This window comes from Streptomyces sp. NPDC093801 (genome assembly GCF_040701585.1).
Lineage (GTDB): Bacteria > Actinomycetota > Actinomycetes > Streptomycetales > Streptomycetaceae > Streptomyces.
The window spans coordinates 178,343-199,658 of record NZ_JBFBDP010000001.1 but is presented as its reverse complement, the minus strand read 5'-3'; the positions used below and the strand labels follow the sequence as shown (position 1 = coordinate 199,658).

The following is a 21,316-nucleotide window of genomic DNA, read 5'->3' as shown; positions in this document are numbered from 1 at the left end:
GAGCACTGTTTGTGTCGGAGAGATCCACTTCTTGGGGCCGCTGCGGTCTAGCGTGGTGGCCGAACTGACGCCGAGGAGAGGAGCGGTCATGAGCCCGTTAGAACCAACGCTCTTCCAGACCCTCATCAACCAGCGGGGCTGGCAGGACTACACCGTCTTCAAGAAGCGGTACGAGCAGGCGGCCAAACAGCTGGCCGATGCCGAAGGCGACCCCTCGATTGCGACTGCCACCGTCGAGAAGCGGCAGTTCCACCGATGGCTGAGAGGGGACGTCCGAACCCCCCAAACCGTCTCCCGCCGGGTCCTGGAGTTCATGTTCCCGGGATTCCAGGCCTCGCGTCTCCTTGAAGCTGTGTCCTCCGGCCTAGTCTCGTCACCCGTCCCCAGGGCAGAGCAGGGCAGGCCTGAGGATGCATTCGAGAACCACGAAGACGTCGTGACCGCCGCTGCCGGCGAGTCAGCACGGTTCGCGGCTCGCGCAGAAGGCAGCAACGTGGGACCACACACGATGGAGCAGCTGGAAGCCGACATCCGCCGGATAGTCGACACGTATCCCAACCGACCCGTTGGCCCTCTGTTTCGAGAAGTCCGCTCCCTACGCGACCAAGCGTTCGTACTTCTGGAGGGCCGGCAGCCACCGCGCTACACCCGTGACCTCTACGTCTGCGCCGGCATCCTGTGTGGAGTCCTCGCCAACGCCAGCTTCGACCTTGGACGCTACGACGCGGCCGACACCCAGGCGCGCACCGCCTTTCTCCTGGGCGAGCTGGCGGGCCACAACGGCCTGCGTGTATGGGTCCGCGGGCTCCAGGCCCTGATCTCCTACTGGGACGGGCGACCGGCGGATGCTGTCCGGCTGGCGGAGCTGGGGGCTGCGTACGCGCCGGACTCCGGCACTGCGAACACTCGGCTGGAGAGCATCAAGGCGCGTGCATACGGCCAGCTGGGCCGGACCGGGGAGGCGCTGGCTGCACTGGCCGGCGCGGAGCGTCTTCGCGAAGGCCTTGCAGCCGACGGCGGCGATCTGCCTGGCGGCATGATGGCATTCCCCGTAGAGAAGCAGCTCTTCTACGCCAGCAGCACCCACCTCTGGCTGTCTGGACGTCGCAATCTGGCGGACGCGGAGGCTTGTGCCGCTCAGGCCGTGGGGATCTTCCAGGCGGCCCCGCCTGCGCGGCAGCGGCTCGGTGAGATGTCGCTTGCGCGGATGGATCTCGCCATGGCCCGTCTCGGACGGGGAGATATCGAAGGCGCCGCGCAAGAGGTGCACACCGTCCTTGAGACCAACGCCCGCCGGCGAACGGAGAGCGTGGACCGGCGGATCGGACATTTCAGTCGACAGCTCGCTGCACACCCTGGCGCCGGAGTGCCTGTTGCAATCGGCTTGCGGGAGTCGATCATGGCTCACAGGGAACATCCCATTGCCGAACTTCCACCAGGAGGCAGCCCGTGACCACCGTGACCGTCTTGCACCCCGGTTCCATGGGCGCTGCCGTTGCCGCCCAGGTCGTGGCAGCGGGGCACGAGGTGCTTTGGGTTCCCGACGGTCGAAGCGAAGCCACACGTGAACGGGCCGTACAGGCCGGGGCAGTAGCCGTGGACAGCCTGACTACGGCGCTTCACCGCAGCTCCGTGGTCCTCTCCATCTGCCCGCCCCAGGCCGCCGAAGACGTGGCCACCCTGGTCGCCGACCACGACTTCGCCGGGGTGTACGTGGACGCCAACGCCATCAACCCGAAGCGCATGGGGCACATCGCGGGCGAGATCTGCCCCGGTACGGTCGTACTCGACGGAGCGATCTTCGGGCCACCGCCAGGCGGCCAGCGGACGGCGCGCCTTTACCTCGCCGGCGACCAGCAGGCCGTAGCCATTGTTGAAGAACTCTTCAAGAGCACCCACCTCGAGCCCCGGCGGGCGAGCGGGGACATCGGCTCCGCCTCCGCCCTGAAGATGGCATTCGCCAGCTACCAGAAGGCCGCTCGCACGCTCGCCGGCGTCGCCCACGCCCTTGCCGCCACGCACGGCGTGGGGGCCGAGCTGACCGCCGAGGCAGAAACCATGGCCTCGAACATCCTCTCGGATCCCGACTACCTTCCGAGCGTCGCCGCGCGGGCCTGGCGCTGGGCACCGGAGATGGTGGATATCGCTGAGACTCTCCGAGCGGCTGACCTGCCAACGGAGATTGCGGACGCCACTGTCGCTGTGCTGGCCCGCTGGGAGCAGGACAAAGACCGCTACGACCTGCCGGTCGCAGTTGCCCTGGCGCACCTGCACGGTAGAGGTGCCGGTTCCCCCTGACGAATCGTGCCTGTGTGTGACGGCGCCCCACGTCGAGTTCTTGTCGGAGCCGCCACCGCAGGACTTCGCCATTGTGCTGGAGGCGTCTTGCCACGGTTCGCCTCGGCTGCTGCACGGCGGAGCTCTCGAGAACGTCCTGCCTTCTGTCAGCTGTGTGCGAGACGATGCAGGCGTTCGGGTTCTTCCGAACGTCGGAGGCCGAAGGGGCAGGGTGGCGCAAGGACTCTTCTTCGAGACCGTCCACGATGGGAGCTACTCGTACAGGCGGTTGAATCGCGCGGCCATTAGCGATCTCCGCAGCGCCCCTGCTGCTGGCGGCGACGAAGAGGTTGCACACGCCCTCATCGACCTGTTGATCGACGATCTGCCCGAGGACCCTCAGGACGACGGACTGATGGACAACTCGGAAACGGGCGCGGTCATACGGTGCCTGAAGACAGCTCTGCGCCGTCTCGGTATTGAGTTCGAAGCCTACGCAGCTTCAGAAAGGGGCCTGCGTGATGGCAACCGGCTGGGTCGACGTCGCGCCGCTTGATCGGCCAGAGAAGGGGAGTCGCCTCCACGATGTGCTGGTGCCGAATTCCGGGTGACAGGACGACCGGGCGGGTCCTACCGTCGTTGTGTATGACGACGATCGACGCACGGATCGCGGACTTCTACGGGGAATACGACGAAGCCGCCCGGCTGCACACCACCGCGACAGGCCGCCTGGAGCTCGAGCGGACTCAAGAGCTGTTACGCCAGTACCTTCCACCGCCGCCGGCCCGGGTTCTGGACGTGGGTGGAGGGCCGGGGACCCATGCTCGGTGGCTTGTCGAGGACGGGTACGAGGTGGTGCTCCTGGACCCGGTGCCCAAGCATGTCGAACAGGCCCGCGCGTACGTTCCAGGGTGTGCGGCCGAGATCGGTGACGCCCGAGATGTGACGCTGCCCGCACACGGCTTCGACGCGGTGCTGCTCCTGGGGCCGCTGTACCACTTGGCGGATCGCGCCGACAGGCTCAGAGCGCTCTCCGAAGCCCGCCGCGTCGTGGTGCCGGGTGGACTGGTGGCGGCAGCCGGGATCTCCCGGTACTCCCTGATGCAGGACTACACCGTGAGTGCCGGGCTTACCCCGGACCTTCTCGCAGGGGAGGTCACCGACGTGGTGCGGACCGGGTCGTACGACGGCAGCCGAGGGTTCACGGTGGTGCACTTCCACACGGCGGCCGAGCTCGCCGAGGAGGCGGTCGAGGCCGGCTTGACGGATGTGCGCCTGCACGGCATCGAGGGTCCCGGATGGGCGTACGTCGTGGCGGCAGGCCGGTGCGGGGGACAGGAGGTCGCGCAAGCGCTGGTCGCGGACGCGGTGGCGACCGCCCGCCTGGCGGACGACCAGGGCGTGTTCACTGATGCCTCCGCCCACATCCTCGTTGTCGGAACCTCCTGACCGTCGTCTGCCTGCCCCAACGGTGGGCAGGCAGACGACTCTGACGGTTCAGGCTGGCAGGAAGGGGCTCGGTTTTCCGTGCCAGCTGATGGTTAGGGCGTCTCGGGCACGGGTGGTGGCCACGAACAGCAGTGAGCGGGCCTTGCGCTGCTCGCGCTCGTAGCGTGGCGGGTCCTCGGTGCGGTAGCGGTCGATGACGTGGGTGCGGGGGATGATCCCGTCGCTGGCGCCGACGATCGCCAGGCGCTGGTACTCGAGACCCTTGAAGCGGTGCATGGTGCCCACATGGACCTCGCCGTCGCCCTTCGGACCGTCCTTGGTGAGCTCGGCGCAGGTGATGCCGGCCTTGGTGATCAGGTGGTACATCGTCTGGCTGACCATGTCGCGGTCCGCGACGCAGACGGCGATGTGGCCGCTGGGGTCGCGGGGGGAGCCGTGCTCGTCGGTGGACAACTCTTTGCGCCAGGCAGCCAGGGTGGTGGCGAGGCCGGCCAGTTCCTCCTCCCACGAGGTGTACGGGGTGAAGGCCGGGGCGGGGCCGTGGAGGACGGACCGGTAGCCGGCGAGGTTGTCGGTGCCGTCGTCGAGGTCGTCGTAGCCGACGTCCTGGCCGGCCTTCCTGGGTTCGACGACGCGGAGGGCCTCGGCGAGGATCTCCTTGGTGGTGCGGTAGCTCAGGGTCAGCCTCGAGGAGCGGCCGCGGATGTTGATGCCGAGGGCACCGAGCGCGACCTGGTGGTCGTAGATCCTCTGGTGGGTGTCGCCAGCGATGAACATGTCGTTGGGGAGCTCTGGGTCGGCCATGGCGCGGAGCATCTTCCAGTGGGCGGGGCTGAGGTCCTGGGCCTCGTCGACCACGATGTGCCGGTATCGGTAGCCGAGGTAGCGCATGCCGGAGCTGTTGTCGCGGTGGATGAGGTCCTTGCCGCCGACCTCGTCCTTGTACTCGCGGCGGGCGCGGATCTTCGCGGCCCGCTCGATCTCGTAGCGGGCGGCTCGCTCGGAGGCCTGGCCCCAGGTCTCCACGCCCAGCTTGTCGAGACGGGCGGTGAACTGCTCGATCAGCTTCCAGATGTGATTGCGCTCGGGCCGCGTCAGGGAACGGCCGCGGCCGGCCCGCCGGGCCTGGAAGTAGTCCGACCTGGTCGGTACCGACTGGCCGAGGATGACCTGCTCCCACTCTTCGAGGAGGAACTCGGGCTCCCAGCGGCGGTCGTCCAGCTCCGCGAGGAGCTGACGCATCTCGCCCAGCGCCACGCTGTCGTACACGCGCTGCTTGCCGCGGCCGGGAGCGGTGTTCTCGCCGAGGACCCGCGCGGCCAGCTGGTCGATGTGGGCGATCTCGACGCGGGCCAGCAGCTCGGGCTCGACCAGGGAAGACAGGCGCAGCCGCAGGTCGGTGGTGAGGTTCTTGGTGAACGTGGTCAGCAGTATCGGCTTGTCGTGGCCGGGCGGGAGCTGTTCGGCCAGGTGCTTGACCCGGTGCAGGGCGACGATTGTCTTGCCGGTGCCCGGTCCACCGGAGACCCGGGCAGGGCCGTTGTAATGGCGGCGGACGACGCGCTCCTGGGTGGGGTGGAGGAACACCTTCCAGGCCCGGAAGTCACCCTCGTCGATGGCGGCCTGTACGGCATCGTCCACGGCGGTGACCTTGGTACGGGACAGGGCTGCCGCGAAGTCGCCCAGGTCCGGCTCGTGGCCGAGCTCGACGGGCTGGGTGATCTCCTGGCGTACCTCGTCGATCGACATACCGGCGGCGAGGCCGTACAGCACGTCCTTGGACAGCAGCGGCGCGCCCTCGACCAGCTGGTCGAGCTCGGTGCTGTCGGTGACCGCGAGGGCCAGCTCGATCAGCTGGTCGGCGACGCCGAGTTCACGCAGTTGCTGGGCGCTGTACGCGGCGAGCAGCGGCGGCACCGCGGGCGCAGGAGCGGGGGGCTCGGTAGCGGTCGGCGCGGGCGGCGGCGTGGGCGTCTCGCCGACGTCGGGCTCGGCGGGGGTGAGGGTGATGCCGGCGCGGCGCAGGGCGGTGTCGCCGACGACGGCGAGGTCGACGAATTCGATCTCACCGGTGACGCGGTTGACCGCGACCTGGAGTTCCTCGTAGACGTCCCTGCGGTGCCGGACGGCGATGACCAGCCAGCTCTCGGTGCCGTCCGGGTCGACGCCGGTCGGGGTGAGCAGTGCCCGGTAGGAGTCGTTGACCCGGGCGGACCAGATCCGGGAGTCGCCCTTGAGCTTCTTCAGCTTCAGGCCGGGCTGGTTGGGGTTGTTCCGGAAGATGTGGCTGAAGTCGTAGAACTGGGCCTTGACCGAGCGGTCGAGCTTGTACAGCTCCTGTTCGGCCTTGCGGTACAGGCTGAGCCGGGCGGTCATCGGGTGGTGCCTTCCGTGTCGGGGAGCTGTTCGAGCAGGGTGTCGAGGTGGTCGAGCCATTCGGCGGCGGTACGGACCGTCCAGCCGGCCTCGGCGTACGCGGCGTCGCGCCGCTGGGCCTCGGCGTCGTCCTCTCCTCGGTGGGCGGTGACGACGGCGATCTTGATGTCGGGGGTCTGCCAGGCGAACTCGGCGGGCCAGCGGCTGGTGGTCCCGAGTTCGAATCCGAACACGGGCGCCTGCTTGCCCTGGTCCGCGAGCCGTTCGGCGAGGTCGAGGAGCGCGGGGTTCTCGCCTGGCTCCTCACGCAGCAGTTCCAGGATGTCCTCGTCCCAGATCGCGTCCCGGATGATGTGCCGGAGAGCGGCCTCGACCGGCGTCTCGCCGCCTGCCTCCGGGACGGCGGGAGGCACGACCGGCTGTTGCCGCGGGGGACGCGCGTCCGAGAGCGAGTCGAGTTCCCCGAGCCCGCCGCAGACGGTGAGGACTTCGACCGCGAAGTCCGCGGCCCGGCTGGCGGCGAGCTGGACACCGTCGCCACCGGCCAGGGACAGGAACTGGGTGAGGTTGGTCCAGTACAGCCAGGACCTCCACCGCAGCTTGTGCTCCTCAGTGTCCAGGACGGCATCGCTATCGTCCAGGACGGCCAGGGCGGTCCACCGCAGGTTCTCCGGGTCGGCCGCGTCGACCGCGAACACAAGGGGGAGGCCGTGCTCGTCCTCGCTGCGGAACACGTGGACCGGACCGGCGATGCCGGCGGAGTCGGCTGCGACCGGCTTGTCGTGCCGTGGCCCGCCTCCGAACCCTGCGAGCTGGCCGCTCAGCGCCGCGATCAGTTCGCTGCGCTTGGCGGTCGCCACGACAGGGGTCGTCGCGGGCACCGCCGTGAGGCCGGTGACCAGGGCACGGGCCCGCCGGCCCCAGCGCTCGGCGTCCGGGTCGCGCAGGTAGGCGATCAGGGTGTCGATCGGGTTGGCGAACACCGCCTCGCCGAAGTGGGCCCGTGTGCCCCCGTACTGTTCGTACGCGGCCCTGGCGCCCTCCTGGGCGGTGCCCCGGTAGGGCGGCCAGACCGGCTTGGTGCGGACCGGGCGCTGTTCGAACAGGTCGATGTCGGCCCAGGTGACTTGGAAGACGATCTTTCCGTCGGCGCGCAGCAGGGTGCGCCGGGCCGCGTCGTCGGCGATGCGGTTGTGCTCGCGGCTGGCGTGGAAGCGAAAGCCCTCCAGGTAGACGTGCACGCTCTGCTGCGGGCCGCCGACACGGGTGAACGTGAAGTCCGTGCGGGTCCCTTCGAGCTGCCGCTGGGCCGTGAGCCGCCAGTGCGTGACGTCCGAGCCGTCCGTGAACCGCAGGTGTCCGCTGGCGTGGCCGTCGTCGTCCAGGGCGGCGTCATCGGTGGTCTTCACCCAATCCCGCAGCGCGGCCAGGAAGCGCGCCTCCAGGTCGGACTCCACCTGCGCGTCCAGACCGACCAGCCCGGTGTGCTCCACCTCGGCCGTGTCCCAGCCGTCCTCGCCGTCCCGGGTGAACAGCAGCGACTCGATCATGCTGAGGGCCGCCTGGCGGGAGACCTCGTCCTGGAACTGTTCGGGGGTGTAGCGGTGCAGGCAGCGGTGGCAGGCCCGGCGGTGCTCCTCGGAACACGCGCAGGCCTTGAGGCTCTCGTACGCCCGGGCGAGGACGTCGCGGAAGGCGGCCGGGTCGGTGAGCCGGTCCAGGTAGCCGGTGCCGCCGGGCAGCGCGTCGAACAGCACCAGGAACCAGCGCCGCTCCCCGCTGTCGTTGTCCGGCATGGACGCCACCGTCGTGTCGAGGTGCTGCGGGTCCCCGCCGAAGTGCAGGTCCACGCCGAGCCGCAGGGCGGCACGGAAGGAGTGGACCTTGGCGTCCACGTCCGCGGTCGCGGCCGGGATCAGCACCCGCAGCGCCTCGGTCTGCAACTGGTGGGCGAGCAGCACCTGTTCCTGGGTGATGCCGTCCTTCTTGCCGCGGCGCAGCGGACACCACGGACGGTGGTGCTTTAGCTGTCCGGCGCGGACCGCGGCCGATTCCAGGGCATCGGTGTCGTGGTCGAAGACGGGACGGCCGTCCGCGCTGGCGGCCCCGCACGCGGTGCACACGTGGAAAGGGTTCAGGCGCACCTGCTGCCCGGCGAAGTCGTCCCGGGCCGGGCTGTCGTAGCGGACCGGACCGACGTTGATCCGCCGGATCATCGCACTGCGGCAGTAGTCCACGCCGAAGGTCTCGCGGGTGTGCCGCCAGGAGCCCGGCTCGATCGCCTCGAGCGGGATATCGACGGCGTCGACGACGGCGTACGCGCGGTGGTCGCGGTCGTCCTTGTCGTCCCGGATCCGCGCGTCCTCCCGCTTGTCCCGCGAGGTGACGGTGGCGGGCTCCACCACCTGGAAGAGGCAGGAGCCGTCGTCGGCGATCTGCCCGGTCTTGCAGCGTGGACAGGGGGAGCGGTCATCGGCGGCGTTCTCGGTGCGGACATAGCCGCAGCCGGGGCACACCCGCCAGGTACGCCACTCCTGCCGGCCGCCGGTGGACAGCTCCAGTCCGGTGATCTCGTGCCGGTAGCCGTTGACGTAGAAGGTGTTGCCCGGAGCCAGCTCTTGGAGCGCGTACCGCCGGGGCCGCTCGTAGGCGAGGGTGTCGGAGGTGTAGACGACCTTGCCGGTCCTGGGATCGACGCCGTCCTCTCCGTACAGCGTGGCCGACAGCGTGGTCGTGGAGTCGATCAGGGCGTAGTTCGGGAGCAGGCCCAGGTCGCACAGCGCGCTCTGGGCCGTGGTCTCGCCCCGGTGCAGGAGTCGCTTGCCCACGCCACGCCGCTCGGCGTCCAGCTCCGCCTTCTGGCGGGCCTGGTCAGGGTCGGAGTCCTTCAGCTCGTCGTGCGCTTCGCTGATCTCCGCCAGCCGGGCCCGCAGGGCCTCCTCACCACGCCGCCACTCACGCTCGGCCTGCTCCACCTTGCTCCGCAGACCGTGGGCGGCGTACTTCCTGAGGTCGTCCTGGGCCTGCTCGCTGACGCCGGCCGGGAACAGCCGCAGGAACCCCTTGACCAGCTCCTCACCCTGGTCGAGGGCCAGCTCCACCAGGTCGGTGAGGTAGCCGGACGGGCCGAACAGGCGCGGCGCCTTGTGCGGCATCGCACGCAGCACGATCCTGTCCGCCCGTACGAGCCGGCCGGCAGCGGCGAGGTCGAGCAGGTGCGCCAGGTACTGCCGCTTGAGGATCTCCACCGCCGACAGGTAGCAGCCGGGCGGCACGATGGTGCCCGCGATCAGGTCCTTCGGACGCTCCAGGAAGTACAGGTCACGGCGGCGCCGGTCCGGGATCGTCAACAGGAAGGCATTGCCGGTACGGCGGCCGGCCCGGCCGACCTGCTGGGCGTACGAGGCGGGCCGCCGGGGGAGTGCCGCCAGCACCACGGCGGACAGGTCGCCGATGTCGATGCCCATCTCCAGCGTCGGGGTGCAGGACAGCACATTGGGGTCCTTGAACCCGCCACCCCGCTTGAACGCCTCCTCGACCTTTTCCCGCTGAGGACGCGTCAGCATCCCCGTGTGCTCGGCGGTCACCACCTGATAGGTGCCCGCGCCGAGGTAGAGCCGCCGGTAGTAGTCGTGCGTGTAGTCCCGGTCCCGGTGGTGGATGCCCAGACCCTCCGGACGGTCGCCGGCCACCAGCCGACCCTCTCGGCACCGGTACGAAGGACAGGGCTGGCCATGCCACTGGTCCAGCAGGGCCGGGTGAACCGTCTGCTCCCAGAAGCACACCGGGCAGCGCACATACGAGATGCGGACCTGCTCGTCGTCCAGCAGCCGCGCCTCGATCGCACCCGGCTTGAGCCCGTACACCCGCGCCGAGGTGTCATTCGGCGTACGCACCGACAACAGCCCCATCGAGGCGAGCTCGGGCAGCAACCGGCTCCACAGCTCGGGCGCCAGCTCGCGCGGCAGCTCCAGGCAGCGCCCGGCCCACCGCTCGTACCAGGACAGCCGGCCCGACGCGAAGTCGAACTCGCTGCCGTTCTTCGGCTGCCCGAGCAGGAACACCGGCGCCGCGATGCCCTTGGGGAAGGCCCGCATCCCCTTGGGCCGCTTCCCCCACACGTAGTACCGGCTGGTGCCGGCTTCGTCGACGTACTTGTCCAGCCACTGGTGTGCCACGGCCCCGCGCGTGCGCAGCCGCTCCAGGAGGATCCGTACGAACGCCAGGTAGCGGGCGTCGTCCTGAGGCACCAGCGGCAGCCCGTCCCGCACGCACTCCTCGTGCGCTTCCCGTACCAGTGCCACGACGGCCGTCGGGTCGTCGATGCGGACCTGCGCGGCGGCGGTCCGGGTCAGCTCCAGGGTGCGGCCGTTGCGCGACCGGAACCCGAACTCCATCAGCGCCTCGAACGCCAGCCGCTGCCCGATCAGCCGCCACGTCTTCAGGTCCCCGCCGCGGCCCTGCCCGGACAACAGCCGGTCCACGCCCTTGAACCCGTGCAGGTCCGGCGGGACCACCGCGGAGAGGGTGTCCTTGTCGGTCGTGGCCTCGACCACGTTCGCGATCAGGTCGTTCAGCGCCGTCGGCTCGTCGTGCCGCAGGTGGTCGGCCAGCAGAGCACGCAGCGAGAAGGTGTACGAGCGGTTGGCGACGAAACCGGCCCGGTGCGCGGCATCCTGCACCGAGTCGTTGAACATCAGCGTCTTGTCCTCGCGGAGCTCCCTGTCGAGCTCCCCGCCGGTGAACAGCTGGGTGATCGAGGCCGCCGCCATCGCGGCGGCACCGGTACCGAGGTAGCGGATGGCGTTGCGCTCACCGCAGGCCGGGCACCAGTCCTCCTTGGCCGCCGTGTTGGCCGTCTCGCCGAAGTTCACCAGAACGAACGCCGAGTCACGCGCCGTCAGACGGGGCTGCTTGGTCTCCTGGTCGTAGTCGTTCAGCGGGTCGGGCAACCGCAGCCGCTTACGGGTGCCGTCCAGCACCATCAGGGTCCCGCCCGCACCCTGCGATCCGGCCGGGCTGCCCTTGCCGCCGGCGGCCGACATTGGAGCCGCACCGGAGCCCTCGCGGGCCTGCTGGTCGGTGGCCGCGATCAGATTCCGCACCCGGGCCTTGTCCTGGCCCAGCGAGGACCGGCGGATCTTGTACGTGTCGAACAGGACGTCGTGGTCGTCGCTCTCCGGCGAGAACACCGCCCACCCCGAACGCCCGCAGTCACGGCAGTACACCGCAGGCAGAAACAGGTTCGCGCTCTGCCCCGAGGTCGCCGTTGTCACCGGAGCCGTCCGCCCGTTGTCGGCCCCACCGGCATCGGCCGAGCCGGCGGCATCCCACCGGAACTCCGCCTTCGGCCACGGCAGCACCCCGCGCAGCAGCCGCGACACCGACCGCGCCCACTGGTGTACCTCGACGTGCACGAACGGCCGGGGCGAGGCGGGCGTCGACTCCGGATCGCGGGCGTACGACAGCAGCGCCACGAACCGCGCCAGCGCCTCCGCCGCCTTCTCCGGCTGCCGGGCCACCGCCTGCGACCAGCCGGCCGCGCCGACCCGCCACATCACGTCCAGCACCTCGGCGGAGGTCTTCACCTCACCACCGAGCGCCTCCATCACGGCATGCGTGAACAGATGCCGCTTGAGGTTCCCACCGAGCACGAACGGATCCAGGTCACGGACATCCGTCACCTTCTCGATCAGGTCGAGCAGCGCCTCGTCCCCGGTCGTCGGATCCGGCAGCGCCAGCAACTCGTCCGGCGTCGGCATCGGCTGCATGGTCACATCGCGGCGCGGGACGAACTCCTCGACCGACTGCCGGTTCTCCCCGACCATCGCGTCAGGGGTGAACTCCGTCCCGAAGACGTGCGTGGCCACTTCGAGCAGCCGCGCCACGCCGTCCTCGTCCGTCCCGGACGCGAGCGTCGCCGATGTCGCCACCGGACAGATCCGCCCGAGCGGACGCCCTTCCTCGGAAGCCCCGACGGCCGCCGCGAGGCGGCGCAGCAGCATGCCGACGTCCGTGCCCTGGGCTCCGTCGTAGGTGTGGAACTCGTCCACGACGACGTATCGGATGTCCGACTCCCGCCACAGCGGGGCGTCGTCGGCGCGCTGGAGCAGGAGGTCGAGCATCTTGTAGTTGGTGATCAGGATGTCCGGCGGCGACAACTGCATGTCCGACCGCCGCGTGCGCACCTTTTCGTACTGCGTCGCCGCCTGCTCACCGATGTACAGGCCCGCGGACAGCTTCCCCAGCTCGGCGTTCTCGGTGAGCAGCTCGTTGATGCGCTGCGCCTGATCGGTGGCGAGGGCGTTCATCGGGTACAGGAAGACAGCCTTGACGCCGGGCTGGCCCGCCTCCCGCTCCCGCCGGCAGTGATCGAGCACCGGGTACAGGAACGACTCGGTCTTGCCGGACCCGGTGCCGGTGGTGACCAGCGTCGGCTGCGGGGTGTGCCCGCGCGCAGAGGTGAGACGGGCAAAGGCCACGGCCTGGTGTGCGTACGGCCTGAACCCCTCCGGCTGCCACTCCAGGTGCCGGCGCCACTGCTTGTCGTCGGCCACGGTGAACGGCGTTCGCACCCGCAGGTACGGCCCCCGGAACATCCCGGATGTCTCATCTCCCAAAAATCGGTGCAGCGCCTCACGCGCGCCCTCGTCGGTGAGCGCGTAGGTCGTGGACAGGTACTGGAGCAGGCTCTCCTTGAGCCCGCGCGCCTGCAGCGTCGGCCTCACGGCTTCGGCACCTCCTGCTTCACCGGATCCCACTCACCGCGGGCCACGGCCTCGTCGAGCCGCTTCTTGAACACGGCATGCGCCGCCCGCATCTCGTCTTCACGCTTCGCCTTGTGGAAGGGAGCGGTGTACCCGTCGGGGACGGGCTTGTTCTCTCGGTCCGCCAGGTACGCCTCGAACTGCGCCCAGCTCTCCTTGGTCTGCCGCTGCCCGATCGTGCGGGCGTTCCCGGCGATCTTCCACCCCTCGGCATCGAACCAGGTCACCGCCTCATACTTCTGGAGCACGGGGAAGCGGCCCCGGTACGCGGCAATGAGCGCGTCGGCGTCCATGCCGAGCCAGACGGCGACGAGTGCGTCGATCTCCACCAGGGCGGAGCGGCGGGCGCGCTCGGTACGGAGCGGCGTCTCGGGACGCCAGTCCGGGGTGACGTCGTGGAGCGGCTGGAGCCCGGGCCAGTCGCAGGCCCATGGCTCGTACGCCGGCCAGGTGGGGTCGTAGAGCTCGGCCCAGAGTTCGGCGTAGGCGTTGGTGAGGCAGTTGAGGCGGAGGGTGCGGAGGAGGAGGGCGGAGGCGAGGGGGTGGCCGGGGCTGGGGGCGGGCATAGCCCGCGCACCCCTCACTTGGAGGTCACCTCGGCCAGTCGCGCGGAGAAAATAGTCGAGCGGAAGCGAGGCCCAAAATCCGCTGACCAATGCTGTCAGGCCAGGGTCAGGCATCGCCAAACTGTGCATGGCGTGGATATGGGTAGTACCTGGCGGTACGAGAGCCGCGTACAACGCCCGCTCGGTGTTGGGAGCCACCTGCCGGCGCCAGGCCAGGCGGACGAATGTTGCGTAGCGACGACGGGCGCGGTCTTCGAGCAGTCTGTCGACTTGGACGGGATCGGCTTCATGCTCAGCCACTCCCTCGCGCGTTGCCACTTGTTCGCGAGCACGGCCGACGGCCTTGTCGTCGGCACGCAGCCGGGCAAGCGCGCGGTAGTCGACCCAGCGATCCTGTGCTGCGAGGAAGGCAGCCGTCCTCTCCTCGGAGCGTACGTAGGCAGTGTCGGGCACGAAATCCGGTGCCAGGCTGACCAGATCGGCTCCGTAGGGATCGTTGCTGTTGGCGTCATGACGCTTGAAGACAGGGGTAGCGACGCTGAGCTGGGTCCCCTTGAGCACCACGTGCCGCCAGCGTGCAGGCCGAAACTCGTGCCCCGTGACCGAATCGGGCCGGTTGTAGTCGATCAGGTTGGCTTCCTTAGACCCGCTCTCGTGATATCCAGCAGAGATCTGCGGCGAGAGGGTGCCGAGGCGCAGGGGGTATGCAGCAAGTGCTTCGATGGCTGAGGCTTCCGCCGTGCTGACGGGGAAGAGCAGGCGAGCCTGCTCCACAGATTGGTCCGATTCGTCCAACAGACGCTGCCAAACTGATAGCTGCTTGGCATCCAGCCGGACCACGCGGGCCCGATGCGGGCGCTCGTCGAACTCGCCGTTGCGATACCTGACTCCTGGTACTTCGCCCGATCCGTCATGGTCGGCCGAATGGCGCAGAGCCTCCGTGGACACGAGCCAGGAGAGATGGTCGAAACCGATCTCCGAGGGACGGCCGTAGACGTGCACCCCGAAGTGGGCTGTATCACCGACTGGCCGGGGGAAGAACCTCTGACCGGAGTTGACGAAGTCACCATGAATCCGAAGCCGTCGGTACGCTGCTTCTCTAAGCGCGCCCTCCTTGTCCCCGGTGAAGTGGGTATCCGGATGCACCATCCCGGCGGTCCCCTCGGACGAGGCGTGAGACCACACCTGGCACATGAATGCGCGGTATAGATCCGGCTGGGTGCCTGTCAGCAGCGGGTACACCTGCGGTGAGGCGAACACGGCTACCTGGGCCGTTGTGCTCGTCAGCTCCCCCACGACGTACCGCCTAGCTTCCTCGGCTGCCAGCACGCTCCGTCGCCGACGGTCCTTTGCGTTTTCCGACACCTTGTCTTCCAGCTCAAACCAAGGCTCGTACTCCGCCAATACAGCCGACTCGTTCCAACGAGGTCGCACCCACGGCGGGTTCCCTACCTGGAGGTCAAACCCCCCGCCCCGCGCGAAGATCAGGGCGAACTCCAGCTCCCAGTGGAGGAAGCCCTGTTCCACGGCAATGTCGCGAACTTCGCGGAGCCACGGGAACCGGTCCTCCGGATCGCCCAGGTCCATGCCCATGAAGCCGGGCAGGGTTTCCTCGTAGCGCTTGAGGTCGTCCAGGCTGGTGAAGCTGTCGATGAGGGTGCCCTCGGGGACGTCGGCCGTGCCCACCATCGCTTCGAGGAACTCCAGCCAGTCGTCCAGGTCCTTGAGAGGAACGACGGCCCGGCGCTCCGGTGTCTTCGGCTTGGGGGTGGTGGGCTTCTTCCCCGCCTTCGTTCCGAGTTCCCGCACCTCCACGACCGAGTCATCCGCGGACAGCTCAAGGTCCCCGAAGGTCGTTTGCTCGGGGCCGAGGGCGAAGAGCGCCGTCGCCTCGACGAATCGTGGCATAGGCGTGGGCTCGGGAGTGGTGGCCAGCTCTGGCGTGGTCGCAGGAGTCGGCGGTTCCTCGGACAGGGGTGCACCGTCGAGGACCCGCACGAGGCTGTCTGCCTCGGTGACCGACGTGCGCACTGCGTACTCGCTCGCCGTGCCGTCGAGGAGCCCGGCCTTGTCCACGGGCCAGAACCACAGCGCGCTCCAGGCATCCATGATCTTTTTCAGTCGCCAGTACGGGGTGTCCGCGGCGTTGAAGAGGTCTTCGAGGACCTGCTCCTTGGTCACCGCATGGCCCGTGTGCTCGAGGAAGGCGTACTCGGGTTCGCTGGGATCGGCGCCCCAGACGTCGATGCGGCGGGCGATGGCCTGCTCGGAGAGCTCCATGCGTTTGACCACGAGGGACCAGAGGAACTCCACCCGCTGAGCGGCGTCCCTGAGCTTGGTGAATTGAGAGATCGGCTCCTTGCCCCGGCTGACCTTGCCGCGCTTGGGGCGCTGGAGGATGCCCTTCTTCCAGGCGGCGAGCTGCTCCACGCCCTCCTTGGCCAGCTCCTTGGCTTCCTTCGAGCCGGCGACCGCCGCCCACCCGGGGTTCGGCAGCAGGAACTGGTGGATCGAGTCCTGGGGGAGCGGCTGCGGTTCGCCGTGCTCAAGGAAGGGGAGCCAGGTCGGCGCCAGGGCCCCCTTGGCCTTGAGCCACTCCTTGCCCGTGACATCGTCGGCCGCGTGGACGGCCCGGCGGGCGCCGATGAGGCTGTTGCCGCGGCGAAGGTGGAGGCCGAACCACGGGGCGCGCATGCCGGGGTGCATGGTATTGAGCCAGAGGGAGACCTCGGCGAGCTCGACACCGGTGGCGTTGAGGTCGACGCCGTAGGCGTTGTGCAGGGCGATGTATGCCTTGACCTTCTGCTTCTCGGCCAGGGCGTCGGCGGTCGGGATGGTGACGCCCAGCTCTTCCTGCCTCCGGCGGAGGTACTCCTCGGCGACCTGGTTGATCGCCTCGTTGAGGAAGGCGCCGGAGCCGAGGGCAGGCTCGCAGATCTTGTACTTCAGCAGCTCCGACGCCCGGGTCTTGATGACCTTGTCCTCGACGTCGCGTTTCTGGTCGAGGCGGTGCTTGAGCGTGAGCTCGACCGTGACCTGGGTCAGGGACTCCGGTGTGTAGTACGACGCCGAGGTCTCGCGGTCGCGGCCGGCGAGGCGGTAGACGAAGGAGCCCTTCTCGTACTTCATGACCCCGCGCAGGCCCTTGCGGGCGTCGTCCTCGGTGTAGTGGACGAGGGTCTTGTCCGGGTACTGGTCCTGCTTGTGGGAGGGGATAAGCCAGGAGCCCTTCTCCGGGTCTCCGCCCTTGGCGACCTCGCACAGTTCCTCGTCGGCGATGATGCCGGTGTACGACATCAGGCCCTCGTAGACGGCGCCGAGCTGGTTGATGCCGAGGTTGCGGTAGGAGATGAAGCCGCCGCGTTCGCCGCGCTTGCCCTTCTTCATGGTGAGCAGGCGCAGCACCTCGTGCAGGGCCGCGTTGCGCAGGCGCAGGTCGAGCCAGCGGGGGTCGTTGTCCTCGTCGCTGCGGGGGTCGATGACGTTCCGGCCGATGAGGCGGACCGCCTTCGGCTCGAAGAGCTCGCTGCGCAGGGGTTCGAAGCGCAGCCCGCGGTCCTCGCTGCGGCGGGCGGCCTTGGCCTTGCGGGTCTCCTCGTCGTCGCCGGGCTGGTCGTCGGTGTCCTCGGTGCCGTACGGGCGGTGGCCGAAGTTGACCTTGTTGAAGAGGACGGACAGGGACTCGAACAGGTGGAAGCCGTTGCGGGCTTCCTCCTCGACCAGCTCTTCGTCGCGCTCGACCAGCTCGCGCAGCCGGGTCATGGAGTAGCCGGCCTCGTAGCTGCCGTCGTCCGAGGGCAGAATGCCGAGTTCGGGCCGTGCCTCGGCGTAGAGGAGGAACAGGATGCGGTACAGGTAGCGCAGAGACTCTCGGGTGAGCTCCCGGGCGAAGGGGATCTTGGGGCTTTCGATGTCCTCCGGGGCGACGTCGTTGTTCGGCTCGGCCATCCGCGCGAGGACTTCGTTGGCGATGATCTCGACCGAGCGCTGGAGGCCGTGCCGGAGCTCTCCGGAGACGCCAGCGGCGTTCGTGCTGGAGGACTTCAGCAGGCCGTCGATGCCCCGGCTCTGGTCGTTCTCGCCGGGGCGGAGCATGTCCAGGCTGAACAGGGCGGCGATGGTGGAGAGTTCGCCCTGCTGGGCGCGGTCGTTGCGTTCCAGGGCCGCGTCGAGGTTGACGGCCAGGTAGCGGCCCTCGTTCCAGGACTGCCGGTCGGCGAGGACAAGTACGCCGCCGCAGAGCAGCAGGACGAAGCGGGGGTGGGGGCCGCCGGCCTTGCCAAGCTCGCTCTGGAACAGCCATGCCGCCAGGGCGGTGCCGGTCTCGTAGGTCTCGCTCGCGCTGACGCGCAGCGGGTGGAGCAGACGTCCGGGTCCGACCGTGTTCACCGCGGCGTCGTTGTCGGACGCCCAGCCGCAGTCCAGCGCGACGATGCCGTGGCCGTGGTAGGCGACGGTCACCGTGTGGTCGCGTCCGGCGCGGTGGACCGTGATCTCGGTCGGCGCTGCCTCGAAGCCGAGGGCGCGCAGAACCTCCTGGTGCCACTCGGTCAGCCGCTTATGCCACTCGGGGTTGCCGTCGGTATATAGGCGTACGTCGCTGTCGGCATCACGCGCGGCGGCCTCGGCGAAGTAGGCGCGGACGTCGTCGGAGAGGTAGCTACCGCGCAGGGAGCGGATCAGCTCGCGCGGCGTCTTGCGCTGATCGTGCTCGTCGCCTTCCCGCGTGGCCCAGGTAGCGAAAACGCCCTTCTTGAGGTCGGCGCCGAGCTGTTCGGCGAAGTAGTGCGCGGAGAAGTATTCGCCGCGGTTACTGAAGGAGTCGAAGTCGGTGCTCATCAGCGGGTGCCCCCTTCAGCGGCGGTGAGCGGTTCGAGGACGGCGAGCAGGCGCAGCATCGGCTTGCCGGTGGTCTGCAGGGACTTGATCAGCCTCAGGCGCTTGCTCGCGCTGAGGTTGACCCCCTGCTTTCCGGTGCCGTCGGTGGAGTAGAGGGCCTCCTGCTGCCAGTGCACGACGCGCTTGCGGTACGGGGCCAAGGTGGCCTCGATCCTCGCGGCGTAGACGGCGCTCAGCTCGGTGAGGTGCCGCTCGGCCCGGTCGACGGCGGCGGGCACGTGGGAGCCGAGGGCGGCGCGGCGGCTGTCGGGTACGTCGCGGCCAGGCATGGCGGGGCCGACTCCGTAGCCGTCCAGGACCTGCGGGGTCAGGGCCGTGACCTGGAGGTTCGAGGGATCGCCGTGGACGGCCATCCACTCGACCAAGGTGGGCCGGCCGAGCGCGTTGGAGCAGATGCCCTGGACGAGGAAGGTCGGGGTGTCCACAGCGGCAGCGAGTACGGGTGCCTGGTGGCGGCCGATCTCCACGAGCACCTTGTCGGTCAGCCAGTCGAGGACGGGGTGGACGTCGCTGACGTAGGAGACGTTCGGCCACTGGGACTTGGACGACTCCCGGGCCGCCTTGAGCCGGCGGTCGGCCAGGTCCTTGGAGAAGGTGATGCGCATGCGGCCCGGCTCGGCTTTCCGGGGGAGGATCTTCTGCTCGTCCAGGTAGGACTTCGGGAGGGCCTTCAGCCGGTACAGCAGGTCACGCGGCGGCTCGAAGGCGATGGTGCCGTCGTCGTCGCGGCGCAGCGAGAGCTGGTCCTCGGGGTTGGGTCGGCAGATCTGGTGCAGTGCCTCGTCGAAGTAGTCGGCGGTGGAGGAGAACAGGCGGGGCACGTTCGCGCGGGGGACCTCGGGGTGATCGGGGACGGCGCCGACCTGGCCGAGCAGACCGGCGAGGAACGCAGCGCCACCCTGCTGGGACTGCTTGATGGACTCCTCGACGGTCCGGCCGGCGATCAGGTCCTGGGTGAGGCGGTTCTCCTCCTCCTTCGCCCGGTACAGCCCGGTGACGGCCTCCGCGGATCCCTCGATCTTGTGGGCCTCCTCCTCGCGCCTGAGGAGCTTCTCGCCGACCAGGCGGTCGTCCAGGGTGCGCGCCTGGCCGGTCTGCGGATCCGTACGCCAGGGGACGTCGCTGGTGAGGATCAGAGCCCGGAACTGCGGCTGGTGCTCCTGGCCGTAGCGGTCGATGCGGCCGTTGCGCTGCTCGATGCGGATCAGCGACCAGGGCAGGTCGAAGTGGATCAGGCGGTGGCACTGCTGGTGCAGGTTGACGCCCTCGGAGGCGACGTCACCGGTGAACAGGATGCGCACCGGGTCGTCGCGCAGCCCGAACTTCTCGACGATGGCCTGCTGTTCCTCGTCGCTGCTTGCCTCACCGTGCATGACCTGCACCGCGCCGCCGAAGGCGAGCCACGGCTTCTTCTCGTCGCCCGTCGTGCTGCGGCGGAAGCCCAGGGCGGCCGGGACGGCCTCGGCGAGCCACTTCAGGGTCGGGATGCGCTCGGAGAAGACCACGACGCGGGTGTCCGAGCCGGGCCCGACCCCCATCCTCCGCAGCTCCTCCACCAAGGCCGAGAGCTTCGCGGAGTCCTCGTCCTGGATCTGCCCGGCCAGCTCCCGCAGCTCCAGCAGCGCCGCCAGCTCCGCCTGCCGTGCGGTCTCCCGGGCGCGCGTCTGCGGTGCGTCCAGGGTCTTCAGACGGGTCCCGACGGTCTCCAGCAATGCCCGGTGCGAGGACAGGAAGGACTTCAGCAGCTGGTACGGCACCAGCTGGTGCCGGCTGACGGAGGGCTGGTCCGGGTCGGCCGGGATCCAGCGGGTGGCCAGCTCGCGGAAGACCGCGAGTTCCTTCTCGCCCGCCGACACGTGGAGGGGCTGGGACGGGCCGCGGTCCGCCCAGGCGCCCTTGAGGGAGTCCCGGACCTCCGTGGAGGTCTTGGTCCGCCTGATATAGAGGTGTTCGAGGTCCTTCACCTCGTACTTCGACGGGTCCGTGATCGCCGCCTCGTCCAGCATCTTGATCAGTTCGGCGAAAGAGCCGGCGTCACCGTTGTGAGGGGTCGCCGACGCCAGGATGAGCGCGTCGGTCTTCCGGGCCAGCAGCCGGGCCAGCGCGTTGTTCTTGGTGCCCCGGTTGACGAGGTTGTGGGACTCGTCGATGACGACGGCGTCCCAGTCCGTACGCTCCAGGTGATGCGCGTACACGTCGCTCTTGAGCGTGTCCATGGAGATGATCGCCCGCTTGAAGTACGCGAACGGGTTGCGGCCGGCCGGGATGTCCTGCTGGATGCGCTGGATACCAGTGGAGTCCAACCGCACCAGCGGAATCGCGAAGCGGGTCCACAGCTCCCGCTGGAACTGCTCCAGCACGTGCTGCGGAGTCACCACCAGGATCCGCTCACCCCGCCCGCGCCGGATCAGCTCGGCCAGCAGCACGCCGATTTCCAAAGTCTTGCCCAGACCCACCACATCGGCGATCAGGATGCGCGGCTGCGGATTCTTCATCGACAGGGCCAGCTCGGCGGGACGCAGCTGGTGCACCTGCTGGTCCATGAGGAAGCCGTCGGCCAGTGCGAGCCCGTGCTCGGTCTGCGGCAGGAACGTCTTGCGCATCACCGCTTCGAGGAACAGCCGACCCCGACGGTGGTTCGGAGAGTCGTCCGCGACCAGCTGGGTCTCGCGCGGGTCCAGCACGTGGATGGCGTCGAGGCGGCTGTAGAAGACGGCGTCGGTGCCACGGACGAAGGAGGAGACGCCGGTGACCTCCAGCATCCAGCCGTCCCTGCCGACATCCTTGCAGTTCCGGACTAGCCACAGCTCGTCCCGGACCAGCACCTGGGAACCTGGGGCATACCCGGAGGAACCGGAAACCGGACGAGCGGCGGGAACATCGTCCGGCTGCCAGGCAGCCCACAGCGCATCGTCCGGCCCGCCCATGGCCTCCGCCTCGACGCTCACCCTCAGCTCCGATCCCTCACCAGCGGCACCAACA

General features: G+C 69.1%; 8 protein-coding genes. 4 read left to right on the top strand and 4 right to left on the bottom strand.

What is annotated here, in order from left to right; translation table 11 throughout:
- Positions 1 to 88: 88 nt before the first annotated feature.
- The 4 genes from AB0469_RS00840 (at position 89) to AB0469_RS00825 (ending at position 3,726) form a co-directional block, all read left to right on the top strand.
- On the top strand, positions 89 to 1,453 hold the full coding sequence (locus AB0469_RS00840; protein ID WP_366449122.1) for a hypothetical protein: 1,365 nt from the start codon (positions 89 to 91) through the stop codon (positions 1,451 to 1,453).
- Positions 1,450 to 2,298: a DUF1932 domain-containing protein gene (locus AB0469_RS00835; protein ID WP_366449121.1), complete on the top strand. Its 849-nt coding sequence runs from the start codon at positions 1,450 to 1,452 to the stop codon at positions 2,296 to 2,298. The genes AB0469_RS00840 and AB0469_RS00835 overlap by 4 nt, the downstream gene beginning before the upstream one ends.
- Positions 2,299 to 2,509: 211 nt before the next feature.
- Positions 2,510 to 2,833: a hypothetical protein gene (locus tag AB0469_RS00830; protein ID WP_366449120.1), complete on the top strand. Its 324-nt coding sequence runs from the start codon at positions 2,510 to 2,512 to the stop codon at positions 2,831 to 2,833.
- Between the two features lie 89 nt (positions 2,834 to 2,922).
- Positions 2,923 to 3,726: a class I SAM-dependent methyltransferase gene (locus tag AB0469_RS00825; RefSeq protein WP_366449119.1), complete on the top strand. Its 804-nt coding sequence runs from the start codon at positions 2,923 to 2,925 to the stop codon at positions 3,724 to 3,726.
- 48 nt (positions 3,727 to 3,774) lie between these two features.
- Here the strand turns inward: AB0469_RS00825 and AB0469_RS00820 are convergent, their stop codons facing one another.
- From AB0469_RS00820 to AB0469_RS00805, 4 genes are read right to left on the bottom strand one after another with little or no spacing between them, the layout of a single operon-like run.
- Positions 3,775 to 6,102 carry a UvrD-helicase domain-containing protein gene (locus AB0469_RS00820; protein ID WP_366449118.1) on the bottom strand — a complete coding sequence of 776 codons (2,328 nt, stop codon included), beginning with the start codon at positions 6,100 to 6,102 and terminating at the stop codon, positions 3,775 to 3,777.
- A complete protein-coding gene (locus AB0469_RS00815) occupies positions 6,099 to 12,830 on the bottom strand; it encodes a DEAD/DEAH box helicase (protein WP_366449117.1) in 6,732 nt (2,243 codons plus the stop codon). Before AB0469_RS00815 ends, AB0469_RS00820 begins: the two co-directional genes overlap by 4 nt.
- On the bottom strand, positions 12,827 to 18,274 hold the full coding sequence (locus tag AB0469_RS00810) for a hypothetical protein (protein ID WP_366449116.1): 5,448 nt from the start codon (positions 18,272 to 18,274) through the stop codon (positions 12,827 to 12,829). Before AB0469_RS00810 ends, AB0469_RS00815 begins: the two co-directional genes overlap by 4 nt.
- Positions 18,274 to 21,096: an SNF2-related protein gene (locus AB0469_RS00805; RefSeq protein ID WP_366449115.1), complete on the bottom strand. Its 2,823-nt coding sequence runs from the start codon at positions 21,094 to 21,096 to the stop codon at positions 18,274 to 18,276. The genes AB0469_RS00810 and AB0469_RS00805 overlap by 1 nt, the downstream gene beginning before the upstream one ends.
- Positions 21,097 to 21,316 lie beyond the last annotated feature (220 nt).